This is a genomic window from Mesorhizobium sp. M7A.F.Ca.CA.001.04.2.1 (assembly GCF_003998485.1).
Taxonomy (GTDB): domain Bacteria; phylum Pseudomonadota; class Alphaproteobacteria; order Rhizobiales; family Rhizobiaceae; genus Mesorhizobium; species Mesorhizobium ciceri.
Genome location: NZ_RZQT01000006.1, coordinates 46,834 through 62,303 on the forward strand (window position 1 = coordinate 46,834; position 15,470 = coordinate 62,303).

The 15,470-nt window shown below is 64.1% G+C and carries 18 protein-coding genes; 5 read left to right on the forward strand and 13 right to left on the reverse strand.

Annotation, left to right across the window (positions count from 1 at the left end; translation table 11 throughout):
* The first annotated feature begins 55 nt into the window (after positions 1–55).
* Entirely contained in the window at positions 56–805 is a 750-nt protein-coding gene (ubiG, locus tag EN955_RS03580) for a bifunctional 2-polyprenyl-6-hydroxyphenol methylase/3-demethylubiquinol 3-O-methyltransferase UbiG (RefSeq protein WP_023811162.1), read from the forward strand.
* A 2-nt stretch (positions 806–807) separates the two neighbouring features.
* Here ubiG and EN955_RS03585 read toward each other — a convergent pair whose 3' ends face one another.
* Entirely contained in the window at positions 808–1,326 is a 519-nt protein-coding gene (locus tag EN955_RS03585) for a flavin reductase family protein (RefSeq protein ID WP_013529455.1), read from the reverse strand.
* A gap of 142 nt (positions 1,327–1,468) precedes the next feature.
* A complete protein-coding gene (locus EN955_RS03590) occupies positions 1,469–2,359 on the reverse strand; it encodes a DMT family transporter (protein ID WP_013529454.1) in 891 nt (296 codons plus the stop codon).
* A 96-nt stretch (positions 2,360–2,455) separates the two neighbouring features.
* On the opposite strand from EN955_RS03590, the gene EN955_RS03595 reads away from it, so the two are divergent.
* Positions 2,456–2,941: a MarR family transcriptional regulator gene (locus EN955_RS03595; RefSeq protein ID WP_013529453.1), complete on the forward strand. Its 486-nt coding sequence runs from the start codon at positions 2,456–2,458 to the stop codon at positions 2,939–2,941.
* Positions 2,942–2,947: 6 nt separating this feature from the next.
* On the opposite strand, the gene EN955_RS03600 is transcribed toward EN955_RS03595, so the two are convergent.
* The 5 genes from EN955_RS03600 to EN955_RS03620 form a co-directional block, all read right to left on the reverse strand.
* Entirely contained in the window at positions 2,948–3,514 is a 567-nt protein-coding gene (locus EN955_RS03600) for a hypothetical protein (RefSeq protein WP_024503794.1), read from the reverse strand.
* A gap of 110 nt (positions 3,515–3,624) precedes the next feature.
* The gene (locus EN955_RS03605; protein WP_013529451.1) at positions 3,625–4,050 is read right to left on the reverse strand and encodes a DUF1178 family protein; all 426 of its coding nucleotides are present in this window, start codon (positions 4,048–4,050) and stop codon (positions 3,625–3,627) included.
* Entirely contained in the window at positions 4,047–4,913 is an 867-nt protein-coding gene (locus tag EN955_RS03610) for a carbon-nitrogen hydrolase family protein (RefSeq protein ID WP_024503793.1), read from the reverse strand. The genes EN955_RS03605 and EN955_RS03610 overlap by 4 nt, the downstream gene beginning before the upstream one ends.
* Before the next feature lie 10 nt (positions 4,914–4,923).
* Positions 4,924–5,193, reverse strand: coding sequence for a glutaredoxin 3 (grxC, locus tag EN955_RS03615; RefSeq protein WP_024503792.1), 270 nt, complete (start codon positions 5,191–5,193; stop codon positions 4,924–4,926).
* 27 nt (positions 5,194–5,220) lie between these two features.
* A complete protein-coding gene (locus EN955_RS03620) occupies positions 5,221–6,021 on the reverse strand; it encodes a ComF family protein (RefSeq protein WP_013529448.1) in 801 nt (266 codons plus the stop codon).
* Positions 6,022–6,086: 65 nt separating this feature from the next.
* Here EN955_RS03620 and EN955_RS03625 point away from each other — a divergent pair, with 65 nt between their 5' ends.
* The gene (locus EN955_RS03625; protein ID WP_024503791.1) at positions 6,087–6,962 is read left to right on the forward strand and encodes a methyltransferase domain-containing protein; all 876 of its coding nucleotides are present in this window, start codon (positions 6,087–6,089) and stop codon (positions 6,960–6,962) included.
* Between the two features lie 27 nt (positions 6,963–6,989).
* Here EN955_RS03625 and EN955_RS03630 read toward each other — a convergent pair whose 3' ends face one another.
* The 5 genes from EN955_RS03630 to argJ all read right to left on the reverse strand — a co-directional run bounded on the left by EN955_RS03630 (position 6,990) and on the right by argJ (position 10,167).
* The gene (locus EN955_RS03630; RefSeq protein ID WP_013529446.1) at positions 6,990–7,175 is read right to left on the reverse strand and encodes a Flp family type IVb pilin; all 186 of its coding nucleotides are present in this window, start codon (positions 7,173–7,175) and stop codon (positions 6,990–6,992) included.
* 109 nt (positions 7,176–7,284) lie between these two features.
* Positions 7,285–7,599 carry a hypothetical protein gene (locus EN955_RS03635; protein WP_013529445.1) on the reverse strand — a complete coding sequence of 105 codons (315 nt, stop codon included), beginning with the start codon at positions 7,597–7,599 and terminating at the stop codon, positions 7,285–7,287.
* 129 nt (positions 7,600–7,728) lie between these two features.
* Entirely contained in the window at positions 7,729–8,151 is a 423-nt protein-coding gene (locus EN955_RS03640; RefSeq protein ID WP_024503790.1) for a (deoxy)nucleoside triphosphate pyrophosphohydrolase, read from the reverse strand.
* Positions 8,144–8,896 (reverse strand): GNAT family N-acetyltransferase, encoded by a 753-nt coding sequence (locus EN955_RS03645; protein ID WP_032899301.1) that lies wholly within the window; start codon positions 8,894–8,896, stop codon positions 8,144–8,146. Before EN955_RS03645 ends, EN955_RS03640 begins: the two co-directional genes overlap by 8 nt.
* 29 nt (positions 8,897–8,925) lie before the next feature.
* A complete protein-coding gene (gene argJ, locus EN955_RS03650; protein WP_013529442.1) occupies positions 8,926–10,167 on the reverse strand; it encodes a bifunctional glutamate N-acetyltransferase/amino-acid acetyltransferase ArgJ in 1,242 nt (413 codons plus the stop codon).
* A 457-nt stretch (positions 10,168–10,624) separates the two neighbouring features.
* Here argJ and EN955_RS03655 point away from each other — a divergent pair, with 457 nt between their 5' ends.
* The gene (locus EN955_RS03655) at positions 10,625–11,224 is read left to right on the forward strand and encodes a TetR/AcrR family transcriptional regulator (RefSeq protein WP_024503788.1); all 600 of its coding nucleotides are present in this window, start codon (positions 10,625–10,627) and stop codon (positions 11,222–11,224) included.
* A 70-nt stretch (positions 11,225–11,294) separates the two neighbouring features.
* On the opposite strand, the gene EN955_RS03660 is transcribed toward EN955_RS03655, so the two are convergent.
* Entirely contained in the window at positions 11,295–12,212 is a 918-nt protein-coding gene (locus EN955_RS03660) for a peptidylprolyl isomerase (protein ID WP_024503787.1), read from the reverse strand.
* A gap of 246 nt (positions 12,213–12,458) precedes the next feature.
* On the opposite strand from EN955_RS03660, the gene secA reads away from it, so the two are divergent.
* Positions 12,459–15,191, forward strand: a complete 2,733-nt coding sequence (gene secA, locus EN955_RS03665; protein WP_013529439.1) for a preprotein translocase subunit SecA — start codon at positions 12,459–12,461, stop codon at positions 15,189–15,191.
* Positions 15,192–15,470: the final 279 nt, after the last annotated feature.

Consider the following 15,470-nt stretch of genomic DNA (forward strand, 5'->3'; position numbering starts at 1 on the left):
CGTCCTTTGCGCGTCCAAGAGGACGCGCGGCGCTGTAGTGTCGAGGAGACCAACTATGCCAGAGCCCCGACGATCGACGATCGATGCCGGAGAAGTGGAACGCTTTTCCGCCCTTGCCGCCGAATGGTGGAACCCGAACGGCAAGTTCCGTCCCCTGCACAAATTCAATCCGGTCCGGCTGGCCTATATCCGCGACCAGATAGCGACGCGCTTCGGCCGTGACCCACGCGCTGCAAGGCCTTTCGAGGGACTGCGCATCCTCGACATCGGTTGCGGCGGCGGACTTTTGTGCGAGCCGATGGCGCGGCTTGGCGCCGAGGTTGTGGGCGCGGATGCCTCCGAAACCAACATCGAAGTGGCCAAGCTGCACGCCGCCGAAGGCAATGTCAGCGTCGACTATCGCGCCACGACGGCCGAGGACCTTGCCGACGCCGGCGAGAAATTCGACGTCATCCTCAACATGGAAGTGGTCGAGCATGTCGCCGACATAGACCTCTTCGTCGCCAAATGCGGCGAGATGGTGCGGCCCGGCGGCATCATGTTCGTGGCCACCATCAACCGCACGCTGAAGGCGCTGGGCTTAGCCATCATCGGCGCCGAATATGTGCTGCGCTGGCTGCCGCGCGGCACCCACCAGTTCGGCAAGCTGGTGCGCCCGGAAGAACTCGAAAAGGCGCTTGGCGGCGCCGGCCTGACCATCATCGACCGCACCGGCGTCACCTACAATCCGCTGGCCGACCGCTGGGCGCGGTCGAAGGACATGGACGTCAACTACATGGTCCTGGCGGAAAAAGGCTCGGTCTGACCTTATTCAGAATTCAGCGGCCTGTAGCCGCCGCGCCAGTAGATCAGCGCCTGGCCGGCATCGGACGTGCGCACGGCCTCGACCGAACCGATGACGATGGAATGCGTTCCGCGATCGATCATTTCATCGAGGCTGCAGTCGAATGCGGCCACCGCATCCGAAAGCAGCAAAGCTCCGGTCTTGAGCGTCACCCATTCGGCGCCCTCATAGCGGTCCTTGCCCTTGATGCCGCCGAAGCCGGAGAACCGCTCGGCCACGCGCTGATGCTGGGGGCCAAGCGAGTTGACGCCGAAATGCCGGTAGCGTTCGATCACCGGCCAGGTCGACGATGACCGGTTGACACAGGCGATCACCTTGGGCGGCTCGGCCGACAGCGAGACGACCGAAATGACCACCAGACCGGAGCGATCCTCGCCGGTGCCGGCGGTGATGACGCTGACATTGCCGACGATCAGCCGCATCGCGGCGCGAAAATCAGCTACATCGACGGCAGTCCCCTCGGATGTCTTCGGTTCGGTCATGGCTTGCTCCAGAGCACGATTCCAAAAAGGGAAAGGTCCTCGGAAAAGACCACGCTCAAACAAGAAGATAAAGCAGATCTGGATACAAATTCAGGTGAGATCGGCTCCAGGCGCGAAGGCAGTTCGGATCCCCTGCGACCGCTCACGCCTTCTGGCTTTGTGCCCTGGTGGTGATGAACACGCCGGCAGTGATGATGAGCGCGCCTGCCCAGGTCAGCAGTTGATAGTGCTCGCCGAGGAAGAGGGTTCCGGCAAACAGGCCGACGGCCGCCGCCACATAACCGATCTGGCTGAGATAGACCGGACCGCCGACCGCCTGCAGCCGGAAGAAGAACGCGAACATCGCCGATGCCGACGCAACCTGCGCGACGACGACCAGCGGCACGCCGCCGAGTGGGACGAAAGCTTCGCCGCCGAACAGGAGGAGAATGCCGGCAAGCAGCATCGCCGCCGACGCCAGATGGCTGCCGACGGCAAGCTCGATCGGGCCGGTACCGTCCGGCCAGTCGACCGTGCGATAGATGTTGCCGGCGGCAAGGCTGACCGGGATGAGCAACCCCATCGCCACCCAGAACAAATCGGCCGGCTGGCCGGCCTCGCCGCGCGTCACCGCGACCATGACGGCGCCGACGAAGCCGACGGCGATGCCGGCAATGCCCAGCATGTTGGGGCGCCGGACACGCAGCAGGATCGAGAACACCAGCGTGATGACCGGCGACAGCGTGAACATGATGCCGGTGTAGCCGGCGCCCAGATGCGGGATGGCCGAGAACATCAGGAGATTGGGGACAGCATAGGACACCGCGGCGGTGACGAAGAAATAGCGCAATTTGTGCGCGGTGAGCCGGACCCGCTTGCCGCGAGCCAAGAGCATGCACAGCAAGACCCCGCCGGCGCCGAGCGAGATGACGAAGGCCCAGACCATGGCCGGCACGCCGGCAGCCGTGGCGAGCTTGCCGAACGGCAGCGTCAGGCCGAGCAGGCCGCCGGTGACGACCAGCAGGCCGAGCGCCGAATCCCAGAGAAGCTTCATTGACCGAATCCTGTAGCGCGGCTCTTGGCCGGCATTGCATCTTGCAGTAAGATAACGGAAAGATTCTTAACGTCAAGATAAATGATGGTGAGACAGTTGGACAGGGCAGCACGGGCGATCGAGCAATGGAAGCGGGAACGACCCGATCTGGACGTCTCGCCGATGGGTGTGCTCGGGCGGCTGAACGAGGCCGCCTCGCTGATCGCCCGCGAGCGCCTGGCGCCGTTGTTTGCCCGTTATGGATTGCAGTCCGGGGAATTCGACGTGCTGGCAACGCTGCGCCGCTCTGGATCACCCTACGCCCTGACGCCGACCGCCCTCTATGAAGCGACGATGGTGACGTCAGGCGCCATGACCAACCGGCTCGACCGGCTCGAAACGTCCGGATTGATCTTGCGCGGGCCGCACCCCAACGATCGGCGCGGCATTGTCGTGCGGCTGACCGAAAAGGGTCTCGCGTTGATCGATGAGGCTATTGCCGCCCATGTTGCCAACGAGCATGAGATTCTTTCCGGCCTGACACCGGCCGAACGGGAGACGCTCTCTCGGCTGCTTGAGAAATTGATCGGGAGCGTGAGCTAAGCCGGGTCAGTTCGTAGGCTGCCGCGAGAACCGGCGCCGGTGTTTCCAGCGGCGGTATGATACGGTGAGGTCGACAAGCCGGGTCGGCATGTTGAGGTAGAGCAGAGCATCCCGCAAACCGCTGAGATAGCGCTCACTCATCGCCTTGTCGGAAAAGTCCGGCATGGCCTCGAGTGTCGCTTCGGCTTGCTGGCTCCGGCCCTTTCCGGTCGGCAATCTGGCCGCAAAGGCTATTTCTCGACGCAGACAGACCTGCTCCACGCGATCCCGCAGCGCCTCTTCGTAGCCGATACCACATCGCATAAGCCGCGCGTGGGTGGCTTCATGGACGATAATCGAAGCGACCAATTCCGGCGTCGTCCCTTCGCTGATGATATGGCGCTCGTCCAATTCGCATGCCTTGGAAGAGTTTGCCCATTGCGCGACGGAAGCAGGAAGGGTTGTGACAAATACCTGTCTTACGTCACCAAGCAGCCGTCTGTAGCGCACTGGATCAAAATCACGAATAAGCTGAAGCGCCTCGACGATCTTGTCGGTTCCCTTGTCGCTGATGATGAGCAACCCGTCGATCATTCGGGTACCGCTAAGCTTGACGGCGCCCCAGCGGGCCAATCGGCCAACGACGGCTCTTATGCTGCGTCGCGGCTCAATCGCTTCTGGGTCGCGCAAAGCTCCCTCGGAACTCAGTTGCGGTCGTCCGGAAACACCGGGATCGGCATGAACTCGACGCCGTCCTCGACCAGGCTCTTGGCCTCGTCCAGCGTCGCCTCGCCATAGATGCCGCGCGGGTCGCTCTCGCCGAAATGGATCTTTCGCGCTTCCTCGGCGAACTTGTCGCCGACATAATCGGCATTCTCGCGCACCTTCTCGGCCATCGCCTTGAGCTGCGCCAAAGCCTGCTTCTGCGCCTCGCCCATGGCCAGCGCTATGGTTTCCTGCTTGCGCGCCGTGGAGACGGCCGGCGCCATCAGTGCTTTCTGCACCTTGTGCGAACCGCAGCTCGGGCAATCGACGAAGCCGCGCTTCTTCTGGGTATCGAAATCGTCGTTGCTGCGGAACCAGCCTTCGAATTCGTGCTCGTGCTCGCAGATCAGGGCAAAACGGATCAAGAGGCTGCACCCCTGAGCCGCGGCGCCTCGCCCGAGCCGGCATTGACGGCGAAATCCCGCGCATTCCTGAGATTGGGGATCTTCTTGCGCGCGGCAAGCGACTGCGCCGGATCGATCTCGGCGACGATCACCGCCGGTTCGTCATGCGCGGCTTCCGCAATGATCCGGCCCCACGGATCGACGATCAGCGAATGGCCGTAAGTCTCGCGGCCGTCTTCATGCAAGCCGCCTTGCGCGGCGGCGACGACATAGGCGCCGTTCTCGATGGCGCGGGCCCTGAGCAGCACGTGCCAGTGCGCCTCGCCCGTCTGGCGGGTGAAGGCAGCCGGTACGGAAAGCAGGTCTGCGCCGGCCAACGCCTCGGCGCGGAAGAGTTGCGGAAAGCGCAGATCGTAGCAAACGGCGAAGCCGAGCTTTGCACCCTCGATGTCGGTGACGACGGCCTCGGTTCCCGGTTCATAGGCGGCGGACTCACGCCAGCTCTCGCCATTGTCGAGATCGACGTCGAACATGTGGATCTTGTCGTAGACGGCGAGCGCAGCACCATCCGGCCCGAACAGCAGCGCCCGGTTGGCGAGCTTGCCGTCGGCGCGCAGAATGGCGGTCGAGCCGATATGCAGGAAGATGCCGAGCTCCCTGGCCAGCCTGCGCGCGGTCGCGACGACGATGTCCTTGTCTTCCGACGTGAACGATGCGGCGCGAGCTTCCTTGTCGCGGATCAGCGCCCCGGTCATTTCCGGCGTCTGGATGTAGGTGGCACCCAGGCTGGCTGCTTCACGCACCAGCCGTTCGAGATCGACGGCGTTGCGCTCGGGGCTCTCGCCCGAACGCATCTGGATCGCAGCGGCCTTGAAAACACCCATCGTCATTCCCTCAATTCGTCGCGCCGTTGGCGAGCAATTTGTCCAGCCGGCCTTCGGCCTCCAGCTCGTGGAGGTCGTCACAGCCGCCGACATGCGTATCGCCGATGAAAATCTGCGGAAAGGTCGTGCGGCCATGCGCCCGGGAGATCATCTCCTGGCGCAATTCCGGCGAGAAGGAGGCATCGTGCTCGGTAAAGGCGACGCCCTTGCGCTCGAGCAGCCGCTTGGCTGCCGTGCAATAGCCGCACATCATGCGGGTGTAGATCGTGACATCGGTCATGACGAATTTCCGCTGTTCGTTGCCGACTTATATAGTCGCGGACTCGTCCGCCCGAAAGTCCCCCGGCAACACACGCGCAAAGGTCAGCACGTCGACGGCGGCCGCACCTCCCCTTTTCAGCGCCTTGGTGGCGGAACGCACCGTGGCGCCGGTGGTGTAGACATCGTCGATCAAAAGTACCCTGCGGCCGGCGATCTCGATTTCCGCCTCGGCGGGCACCCGGAACGCGGCCCGCACATTCTCCTCGCGTTCGCCGCGCTCCAGCCCAACCTGCTGGCGGGTGAGTTTCACGCGCCGCACCGCCGACGGGGCGAAGGGCAATCCGCTAAGTGCCGAGACCGCCCTTGCCAGTTCCGCCGACTGGTTGAAGCGCCGCCTGAAAAACCGTCGCCAGTGCAGCGGCACCGGCACCACCACATCCGCCTCGGCGATGAGATCGGCACCCGCACGCATCATCCAGCGCGCCATCCAAGGTGCCAGATCCGTGCGATCCTGGTATTTCAACCCTTGCACCATCTGGCGCGCAACGCCGGAATAGGCGACCGCCGCCCGCGCCCGCTCGAAAGGCGGCGGATCGGCAATCGCCTCGGCCGACAGAAAGCCTTCGCCCATATGGTGGGTGAACGGCGTACCCATGACAGGGCACCATGGCCGCTCCAGCAGCCTGAGCTTCGGCCAGCAGGCGCCGCACAGCACGCCCGGCTGCGAGACATGCCGGCGGCAACCGGCGCAGACCGGCGGAAACAGCATCCGCGCCGGCCAGCCGACAACCGACCGGGCCAGGTTCGTGATCCCGATGGACTTGATCTTGGGCATCGGATCGGCCACGTGGTTGCTCCTGCGCGCCACCATATCAACGATCTCGGAGCGTGGACAAACAAAGGATCTGCCCGTTGCAGCCAATAATGGATACCTCTCTGTGGCTGACGCACAAGCGGCGCGCGCTTGCCCGTCCGGTCGACGGCGCGGACTTCCTCATGCGCCGCACGGCCGAGGACCTTGCCGACCGGCTGGGCGCCGTCGAGCGCCGGTTCGGCAAGGCGGCCGTGCTGTTTTGCCAGACGCCGGCGGCGGCCGAAACGCTCGCTGAAAGCGGCAAGGTCGCCGACATTGTCCGCGTCGAGACGGATACGGCTTTCCTGAGCGGTGGCGATGCCGGCCTGATCGCACCGCTCGAAACCGTGCCGTTCGAGCCGGAAAGCCTCGATCTGGCGGTGTCGCTCTTGTCGCTGCAGGCCATGAACGACATCCCAGGCATGCTGATCCAGATCCGCCGTGCGTTGCGGCCGGATGGGCTTTTCCTCGGCGCCTTTGCCGGCGCCGGTACGCTTTTCGAGTTGCGCGAAAGCCTGCTTGCGGCCGAGACCGAGCTTTACGGCGGCGCCAGCCCGCGTGTCGCCCCGTTCACCGACGTGCGCGATGCCGGTGCGCTGCTGCAGCGCGCCGGTCTCGCTCTGCCGGTCGCCGACGTCGAGACGGTGACGGTGCGCTATGCCAGCCTGTTCAACCTGATCGCGGATCTGCGGGCCATGGGCGAGACCAATGCGCTCACCGATCGCAGCCGGCGGCCGGGCTCGCGCAAGCTGTTTGCCCGCGCGGCGGAAATCTACGCCGAGCGGTTTTCCGACCCCGACGGCCGCGTCAGGGCAAGTTTCTCGATTGTCTGGATGTCCGGCTGGGCGCCCGACGCTTCGCAGCAAAAACCGCTGAAGCCAGGGTCGGCCAAGGTCTCGCTGAAAACAATCCTGGAGGCGCCCGACGGGCAATGATCCTGCCCCAGGCGCGGAAAAGCCGGATCAGGGAGTGGGTGCGAAAGCGTTCGCAAGCTTGCTGTTGTTGTCGCTGAACAGCCAGATGATCCCGTCGCGGACCTCACCGATACCGCCGACGATGGCCAGCGACAGCACGGCGATGATCACGCCATATTCGACGGCCGTGGCGCCGGTCTCGTCGTTCAGAAAACCCAGCAGCACTGCTTTCATGGCCTCAACCCCTCTGTCCGGGACCTTACAGCCGACCTGTTAAGAAAGGTTAACGGCAAAGGCTTAACAGGCGGTGAAACCGCCGCCTTTGCGAAATTTCTTAACCATGTCAGCAGTCGCCGCTGCTCCGGCCATTGGACCTGATGATGCAGACCGAGCTCGGCTGCGGCTGCAGCACGCTGCGGCGCAGCGTGTAGGTTTCGCGATGGCCGATCGAGCCTGTGGCCGCCATGTCGAGCCCGCCGAAACCGTCACGGGCCGACAGCGAGCGTGTCTGGCTGTCGAGGAAAGGGGTTGCGATCAGCGCCAGCGCCACCGCGGCCGAACCGAACAGAAGCGTTATGCGCAATATGCCCATGCCCGCATCGGCGGCGCGAAACCCCCGCTCGGGCCGGATCGAGTCCCAATCCCTGTCTAGGCTCATGCTATCGCTCCCCGGCAAATCGACGGCTCGGCCGCGAACGGCCATGCTTCAATTTTTCACGACGAGATAAATCTTCCATTAATGCTGGCTGATACAACGCCTCGGCCAGGAACCGGCCGGACGGGAGCCTCAGAGAAGATCGATGAGGAACGGGATCAGCGGCTCATCGGCCGGCGGCATCGGATAATCGCGCATCTGCTTCGGCCTTACCCATTTCAGCGCCTGCCCTTCCCTGGGCTGCGCGATACCGCGAAAGCGGCGGCAGATGAACAGCGGCATCAGCAGGTGGAAATCGTCGTAGGAATGGCTGGCGAAAGTGAGCGGCGCCAGGCACGGGATGTCGGTTTCGATGCCGATTTCCTCATGCAGTTCGCGAATGATGCATTGTTCGGGCGTCTCGCCCGGCTCGACCTTGCCGCCGGGAAATTCCCACAGCCCGGCAAGTTGCTTGCCCTGAGGCCGCTGCGCCAAAAGCACCCGGCCGTCGGCATCGACCAGCGCGCAGGCGGCGACCAGCAGCAGGCGCTTGCCGGCAATCACGACATCATTCATGACCCGGCGGCCGGCGGTAGTGGTAGCGATAGACTTCCTCGAAGCCGAGCGAATGGTAGAGCGCCAGTGCCGGCACATTGTTGGCCTCGACTTGCAGCCAGGCTTCCCGTGCGCCCCGCAGCCGTGCCCATTTCAGTGCCGACAGGATCAGGTTGCGGCCGTGGCCCCTGTTGCGTGCCGACTTGTCGGTGGCGACTTCGAACAGGCCGGCGAGATCGCCGTCATGCACGCAGATCAGCGTCGCCAGCGCTTCTGATCCATCTTCGAGCGCGAACAGCCCGGCTTCGGGCTGGATGGCGCCGATGATCTCCGACAGGCCGGGGCGCAGCGAAACATCCGAACCGCTGACCTTGAGCGACGCGCCGATGAAGCGGCTGATGTCTTTCAGCGGGATCTGGTCCATGGCAGCGTCGAGTTGCGCATCGGCCAGCGGCAGCCGCATGACCAGCGACTCGTCGAACCGGCTCCATCCCTCACGGTCGAGATGGCCAGCAAGATCGGGACCCGACAACGGCGACATGCGGAATGTCAGCGGCCTGCCATAGGCATCGAAACGGCGGCTGGCCCGGCCGATACGGTCGGCAATGTGCTGGATGTCGCCGGGATCGAGCGGATTGACCGAGTTCAGCCGCTTGGCCGGATGGCCGGCGGTCAGCCGCACCACCCAGGTGCCGTCATAGTGGACGGCGGCCGCCGGCCAGGCGCGAAAGCCGGCCGCCTCGTAACGGCGTACGATCGCGAGCATGCTTGCCGGATGCCTGGAGCTCAAAACCGTCAGCTCCGGTAATCGCCATTGATGGCGACATATTCCTTGGTGAGGTCGCAGGTCCACACCGTCGCCTTGCCGCGGCCGATGCCGATATCGGCGCGGATGCGGATATCGTCGCGCTTCATGTAGGCCGACGTCGCGGCCTCGGAATAGCCGGGGTCGCGCTCGCCTTCATGCGCCAGCCTGTTGTCGCCGAACCAGATCGACAGCCGGTCGCGATCGGCGGGTTCGCCGGCCTTGCCGACGGCCATGACGACGCGTCCCCAATTGGCGTCCTCGCCGGCGACTGCCGTCTTGACCAGCGGCGAATTGGCGATCGACAGCGCGATGCGCTTGGCCGAGCGCGCCGATTTGGCGCCGGTGACGGTGACTTCGACCTGCTTGCGGGCGCCTTCGCCGTCGCGCACCACCTGCAGCGCCAGCGATTTCAGCACCTTGCCGAGCGCCCGGCGGAACGTGCCGAGACGGGCATCCTTGGGATCGGTTATCTCCGGCGCGCCGCGCCTGGCGGCCTTGCCGGTGGCGAAGATCAGCAGCGTGTCGCTGGTCGAGGTGTCGCTGTCAACGGTGACCGCGTTGAAAGTCTTGGCCGTGCCGCGCGACAACAGATCCTGCAGGACAGGTGCGGCGATCGGCGCGTCGGTGGCGATGAAGGAGAGCATCGTCGCCATGTCGGGCGCGATCATGCCGGCGCCCTTGGAAATGCCGTTGATGGTGACATCGGTGTCGCCGAGCTTGACGGTCGCGGTCGCCACTTTCGGATAGGTATCCGTGGTCATGATCGCCTTTGCCGCTTCGGTCCACAGCTCGGGCTTGCCGTTGCTGACCAGCCCCGCGAGCAGATGGCTGAATTTGCTGGTGTCGAGCGGCTCGCCGATGACGCCGGTCGAGGCCATGAAAACCTCCGCTGCCGTGCAGCCGGCCGCCTTCGCCGCCGCCTCGCCGGTCAGTGCGGTCGACTCGCGGCCCTTCTTGCCGGTGAAGGCGTTGGCGTTGCCGGAATTGACGACCAGCACCCGCGCCTTGCCCGCGCCGAGATTCTGCCGGCAGAAATCGACCGGCGCCGAGGGGCATTTCGATTTCGTGAACACGCCGGCGACCGCAGTGCCTTCATCGAAGACCATGGTCAAAAGATCGGTGCGGCCCTTGTACTTTATCCCTGCCTCGGCGGTTGCGATGCGCACCCCCTCGATTTCTGGCATTTTCGGGTATTTCTTCGGCGCAAGCGGCGAAATCGTCGTGGACATGGAGGCCTCGGGCGGGAAAATCGCAAGGGAAGGCCGGTTTGCCCGATAGACCGCGCCGGCGCAAGGGCGTTTTCGTTGCTCTTGTCCGGGAGCTCGAACTCGCCCCTCGGAGCAGGGCTCCGAGACGTCGCAAGCCATGCAGTAGACATCGTCCGACGGCCGGTCCGGCGGTGTCAGCCAGTTTGCGCCGGCCGCGGTCATGTTATTAGGAATTTATTCTTGACAGGGTGAGAGCAGCTATGCTACATTTTCGTCCATGGTGCTGATTTGCGCCAGTGACCCGCCTCCGGCGGGTTTTTCTTTTGGGGCCTCGCCAACCAAGACGCCGGTAAGGTTCCAGAAAAACGACCAACCCCTGCCCCGACTAGCCAGTCTCCAGAAGCTTGAAAACGCGCCGTTTCGTTTGAGCGTCGGGTCACCTATATTGCCGGCGAAGTGTTTGGCGAGGACGACAGAGATGGCCGAGGACGCCGATCCGGCGCGCAGATCGATCGGTGCGCGGCGCAACCCCGACAGCGCCGAGGCCATTCTCCAAGCCGCCGAGACCGTACTGGTCGAAGCCGGTTATGCCGGTTTCTCGATCGAGGCGGTGGCGCGGCGGGCCCGCGCCGGCAAACCCACCATCTATCGCTGGTGGCCGAGCAAGGCGGCGTTGCTGCTTGAGGTCTACCAGCGCCAGAAGCGCGTCGATGTCCCCGATACCGGGCGGCTGGAGGAGGATCTCGTCGGCTTCCTGAAGAACCTGTTCGCCCACTGGCGCGAGACATCGTCGGGAAGCGTGTTCCGGTCGCTGATCGCCGAGGCACAGTCGGACGAGACCGCGGCCGCGGCCCTTGCCGACTACTCACTGGGCCGACGGTCCCATACCGCCCAGATCATCGAACGCGCCAAGGCAAGGGGCGAAATCCCGGCCGAAATCGATTCAGCTGTTGTCGCCGACCTGATCGCCTCCTTCGCCTGGAGACATCTGCTGACCAACCGGCTCGACGAGGACGAAGCGACCATCGGCAAGGCCGTCAACTACGTGATGCGAGGCATAGCGGCGCCTGCCTCGTAAAGACGGCAATGAATGAAAAAGGGCGCGGCAACCCCTGGCTGCCGCGCCCCTTTTCAAAAAGCTGCCAGTCTTACTTGGCGCTTTCCAGCGTATCGACCGCCTTCTTCAGGTTGGCGTCGGGGATCTCGACCTTGGCGCCGGCGCGCAGCGACTTGACCAGCGCGAAATACTTGTCGCGGATGACCGCCTGCTTGGCCTGGTCCTTGACGTCGTCGAAGGCCGGCGGCTGCTTGGTGCGCTTGTCTTCAAGCTTGATGACATGCCAGCCGAACTGCGTTTGCACCGGCTGCTCGGTGTATTTGCCGACCTCGAGCGCGGAGGCCGCCTTGTCGAACTCCGGCACCATCTGGCCAGGTCCGAACCAGCCGAGATCGCCGCCGCTGGTCTTGCCTGACGGATCGCTGGTGTGCTCGTTGGCGAGCTTCTGGAAGTCGGCGCCGCCGTCGAGCTGCTTGATGATCGCCTCGGCCTCTTCCTTCGTCTTCACGAGGATGTGACGGGCATGCAGCTCGTTGGTGGGCGGCGTGTTGGCGATTTCCTGGTCGTAACGGGCGCGGACCTCGGCGTCGGTGACCTTGTCGACGACACCCTTCTCGACCATCTCGCCATGCAGCGCGCGCTGCTGCAGGAAGGCCATGCGGCGCTGGAAGTCGGGATCCTTGTCGAGCCCTGTGGTGACCGCCTGGGCGGCCATGACGCGGATCTCGATGGCAGCCGAAAGGGCGGCGGCACGGCGCTGCTCGGGCGGCAATTGTGCGAACTGCTGCGACAATTCCCCTTCGGCAAGCACCAGATCTGCTTCGGTCAGGGGCTGACCGTTGACCGTGGCGATAACCTTATTGGGATCGACCGGTGCCGCGGCTGGCGCTGCTGCATCCGCTGGAGCGGGAGCGGTTTGCTGCGCCATCACAGGCGAGAGCGAAAGGGCCGACAGGCCGACGGCCAAGCCAAGGCTGGCGAGCGACGCGCGGCGAAACAACAGGGACATAGGGGGACTCCGGTGGGGATTGTTAAGAGGGGTGCTTCCAGATCGGCCAGATTGTGGCGGAATTTGGCGCAGCCAGCAGGGCCAGCGCGGCGTTGACATCAGTTGAGCCCCCTCTTATCTGTCCAACGACTTTGCGTCCAGAACCGTTTTCCGGGCGCTTTTTGTGTTTGTCCACGTTCACGTGGAATTGATGGGGCCGCCCGGCGCTCATCTCAAGATTGAGAATTCTATCGAAAGGACCATTGGATGGTCAGTCTCGGCGGTCTCGCCCGTAAGGTTTTCGGTTCCTCCAACGACCGTCGGGTCAAATCGACCCGGCCCCGTGTCGAGGCGATCAACGCCATGGAAAACGAGATGCGGGCGCTTTCCGATGAGGAATTGGTCGGCCGCACCGCGAAATTCCGCCAGGACATCGCCAACGGCGCCACGCTCGACGATCTGTTGGTGCCGGCCTTCGCCACCGCCCGCGAGGCCGCGCGCCGCGTGCTCGGCATGCGCCCCTTCGATGTCCAGCTGATCGGCGGCATGGTGCTGCACAATGGCGGCATTGCCGAGATGCGCACCGGCGAGGGCAAGACCCTGGTCGCGACGCTGCCGGTCTACCTCAACGCGCTTGCCGGCAAGGGCGTCCACGTCGTCACCGTCAACGACTATCTGGCCACCCGCGACTCCGAATGGATGGGCCGCGTCTACAAATTCCTCGGCCTCTCGGTCGGCGTCATCGTCCACGGCCTGTCCGACGAGGAGCGCAGCGCCGCCTACGCCGCCGATGTCACCTACGCCACCAACAACGAGCTCGGCTTCGACTATCTGCGCGACAACATGAAATACGAGCGCGCCCAGATGGTGCAGCGCGGTCACAATTACGCGATCGTCGACGAAGTCGATTCCATCCTGGTCGACGAGGCACGCACGCCGTTGATCATTTCCGGTCCGCTCGAGGACCGTTCGGAAATGTACAACACCATCGACACCTTCATCATCCAGCTGCAGCCGCAGGATTATGAGATCGACGAGAAGCAGAAGACCTCGATCTTCACCGAGGAAGGCACCGAGAAACTCGAGAACCTTTTGCGCGACGCCGGCCTGCTCAAGGGCGAGTCGCTCTACGACGTCGAGAACGTCGCCATCGTCCACCACGTCAACAACGCGCTGAAGGCGCACCGGCTGTTCCAGAAGGACAAGGACTATATCGTCCGCAACGGCGAGATCGTCATCATCGACGAGTTCACCGGCCGCATGATGCCGGGCCGCCGCTATTCGGAAGGCCTGCACCAGGCGCTCGAAGCCAAGGAGCATGTGGCGATCCAGCCGGAGAACCAGACGCTCGCCTCCGTCACCTTCCAGAACTATTTCCGCCTCTACAAGAAGCTGTCCGGCATGACCGGCACGGCGCTGACCGAGGCAGAGGAATTCGGCAACATCTACGGCCTCGAAGTCACCGAGATCCCGACCAATTTGCCGGTGATCCGCATCGACGAGGACGACGAGGTCTACCGGACGGTCGAGGAGAAATACAAGGCGATCGTCAGGGAGATCCGCGAAGCCAGCGCCAAGGGCCAGCCGACGCTGGTCGGCACCACCTCCATCGAAAAATCCGAGCAGCTGGCCGAGCGCCTGCGCAAGGAAGGTTTTACCGATTTCGAAGTGCTGAACGCTCGCCATCACGAGCGCGAGGCGGCGATCGTCGCCCAGGCAGGCAAGCCCGGCGCCATCACCATCGCCACCAACATGGCCGGCCGCGGCACCGACATCAAGCTCGGCGGCAATGCCGAGATGCGGATCGAGGAAGAGCTGGGCGACATGCCGGCCGGCCCCGAACGCGAGGCGCGGGAAAAGGAAATCATTGCCGACATTGAGCGGCTGAAGGAAAAGGCGCTGGCCGCCGGCGGCCTCTATGTGCTGGCCACCGAACGCCACGAATCGCGCCGCATCGACAACCAGCTTAGAGGTCGTTCAGGAAGACAAGGCGACCCCGGCCGCTCGAAATTCTTCCTGTCGCTACAGGACGATCTGATGCGCATCTTCGGCTCCGAGCGCATGGACGGCATGCTGCAGAAGCTCGGCCTCAAGGAAGACGAGGCGATCATCCATCCGTGGATCAACAAGGCGCTGGAAAAGGCGCAGAAGAAGGTCGAGGCGCGCAACTTCGACATCCGCAAGAACCTGTTGAAATATGACGACGTCTCCAACGACCAGCGCAAGGTGGTGTTCGAGCAGCGCATCGAACTGATGGACGGCGAAGGCCTCTCCGAAACGATCGCCGAGATGCGCGAGGGCGTCATCGACGAGATCGTCGCCAAGGCCATTCCCGAAAACGCCTATGCCGAGCAGTGGAACGTTGCCGGGCTGAAGGCCGAGATCGCCGAGTTCCTGAACCTCGACCTGCCGGTCGAGGACTGGGCCAAGGAAGAGGGCATCGCCGAGGACGACATCCGCGAGCGCATCGCGCAGGCCGCCGAAGCCGCCGCCAAGGAGCGCGCCGAGCGTTTTGGCCCCGAGGTGATGAACTACGTCGAGCGCTCGGTGGTGCTGCAGACGCTCGACCATCTGTGGCGCGAGCACATCGTCAATCTCGACCATCTGCGTTCGGTCGTCGGCTTCCGCGGCTACGCCCAGCGCGATCCGCTGCAGGAGTACAAGGGCGAGGCGTTCGAGCTCTTCCAGGCCATGCTTGGCAATCTGCGCCAGGCCGTCACCGCGCAGCTGATGCGCGTCGAACTGGTCCGGCAGGCCGCCGAAGCGCCGCCTCCGGAAGCCCCCGACATGTTCGGCACCCATATCGACGGCACCACCGGCGAAAACGACTTCGAAGGCGGCGAAACCGCCCTCCTGGTCCGCCCGGAGACAACCGCAATCGTCGCCCCCGAAGACCGCGACCCCAACAACCAGGCCACCTGGGGCAAAGTCGGCCGCAACGAAGCCTGCCCCTGCGGATCGGGAAAGAAGTACAAGCACTGCCACGGGGCGTTTGCGTAAGGGGCGCTTTTCCTTCTCCCCGTTCACGGGGGTGAGGCGTGGTCCGCGTAACGGACGAAAAGCCAATTGCTTGGCTTTTCGAACGACGAACGCCCGGAGCGATAGCGAAGGGCTGGAGTGCCGACGTTCGCGATTAGCCAATCTCCCCACCTGAGGGGGAGATGGCCGGCAGGCCAGAGGGGGGCGCTGTCCCGCCGACTAAGCCGCCTCGAACTCGAACTTCAGCTGCGCGGCCTCTTCCTCTGGCAGCCAAGGCACCATCTGAGGCACGATCTTGCG

Bases quoted from the DNA above. Each gene is read 5' to 3' on its own strand.
- ubiG (WP_023811162.1), top strand. From the start codon at position 56: ATGCCAGAGCCCCGACGATCGACGATCGATGCCGGAGAAGTGGAACGC.
- EN955_RS03585 (WP_013529455.1), bottom strand. From the start codon at position 1,326: ATGACCGAACCGAAGACATCCGAGGGGACTGCCGTCGATGTAGCTGAT.
- EN955_RS03590 (WP_013529454.1), bottom strand. From the start codon at position 2,359: ATGAAGCTTCTCTGGGATTCGGCGCTCGGCCTGCTGGTCGTCACCGGC.
- EN955_RS03600 (WP_024503794.1), bottom strand. From the start codon at position 3,514: ATGATCGACGGGTTGCTCATCATCAGCGACAAGGGAACCGACAAGATC.
- EN955_RS03610 (WP_024503793.1), bottom strand. From the start codon at position 4,913: ATGGGTGTTTTCAAGGCCGCTGCGATCCAGATGCGTTCGGGCGAGAGC.
- grxC (WP_024503792.1), bottom strand. From the start codon at position 5,193: ATGACCGATGTCACGATCTACACCCGCATGATGTGCGGCTATTGCACG.
- EN955_RS03630 (WP_013529446.1), bottom strand. From the start codon at position 7,175: ATGAAAGCAGTGCTGCTGGGTTTTCTGAACGACGAGACCGGCGCCACG.
- EN955_RS03635 (WP_013529445.1), bottom strand. From the start codon at position 7,599: ATGAGCCTAGACAGGGATTGGGACTCGATCCGGCCCGAGCGGGGGTTT.
- EN955_RS03640 (WP_024503790.1), bottom strand. From the start codon at position 8,151: ATGAATGATGTCGTGATTGCCGGCAAGCGCCTGCTGCTGGTCGCCGCC.
- EN955_RS03645 (WP_032899301.1), bottom strand. From the start codon at position 8,896: ATGCTCGCGATCGTACGCCGTTACGAGGCGGCCGGCTTTCGCGCCTGG.
- argJ (WP_013529442.1), bottom strand. From the start codon at position 10,167: ATGTCCACGACGATTTCGCCGCTTGCGCCGAAGAAATACCCGAAAATG.
- EN955_RS03655 (WP_024503788.1), top strand. From the start codon at position 10,625: ATGGCCGAGGACGCCGATCCGGCGCGCAGATCGATCGGTGCGCGGCGC.
- EN955_RS03660 (WP_024503787.1), bottom strand. From the start codon at position 12,212: ATGTCCCTGTTGTTTCGCCGCGCGTCGCTCGCCAGCCTTGGCTTGGCC.
- secA (WP_013529439.1), top strand. From the start codon at position 12,459: ATGGTCAGTCTCGGCGGTCTCGCCCGTAAGGTTTTCGGTTCCTCCAAC.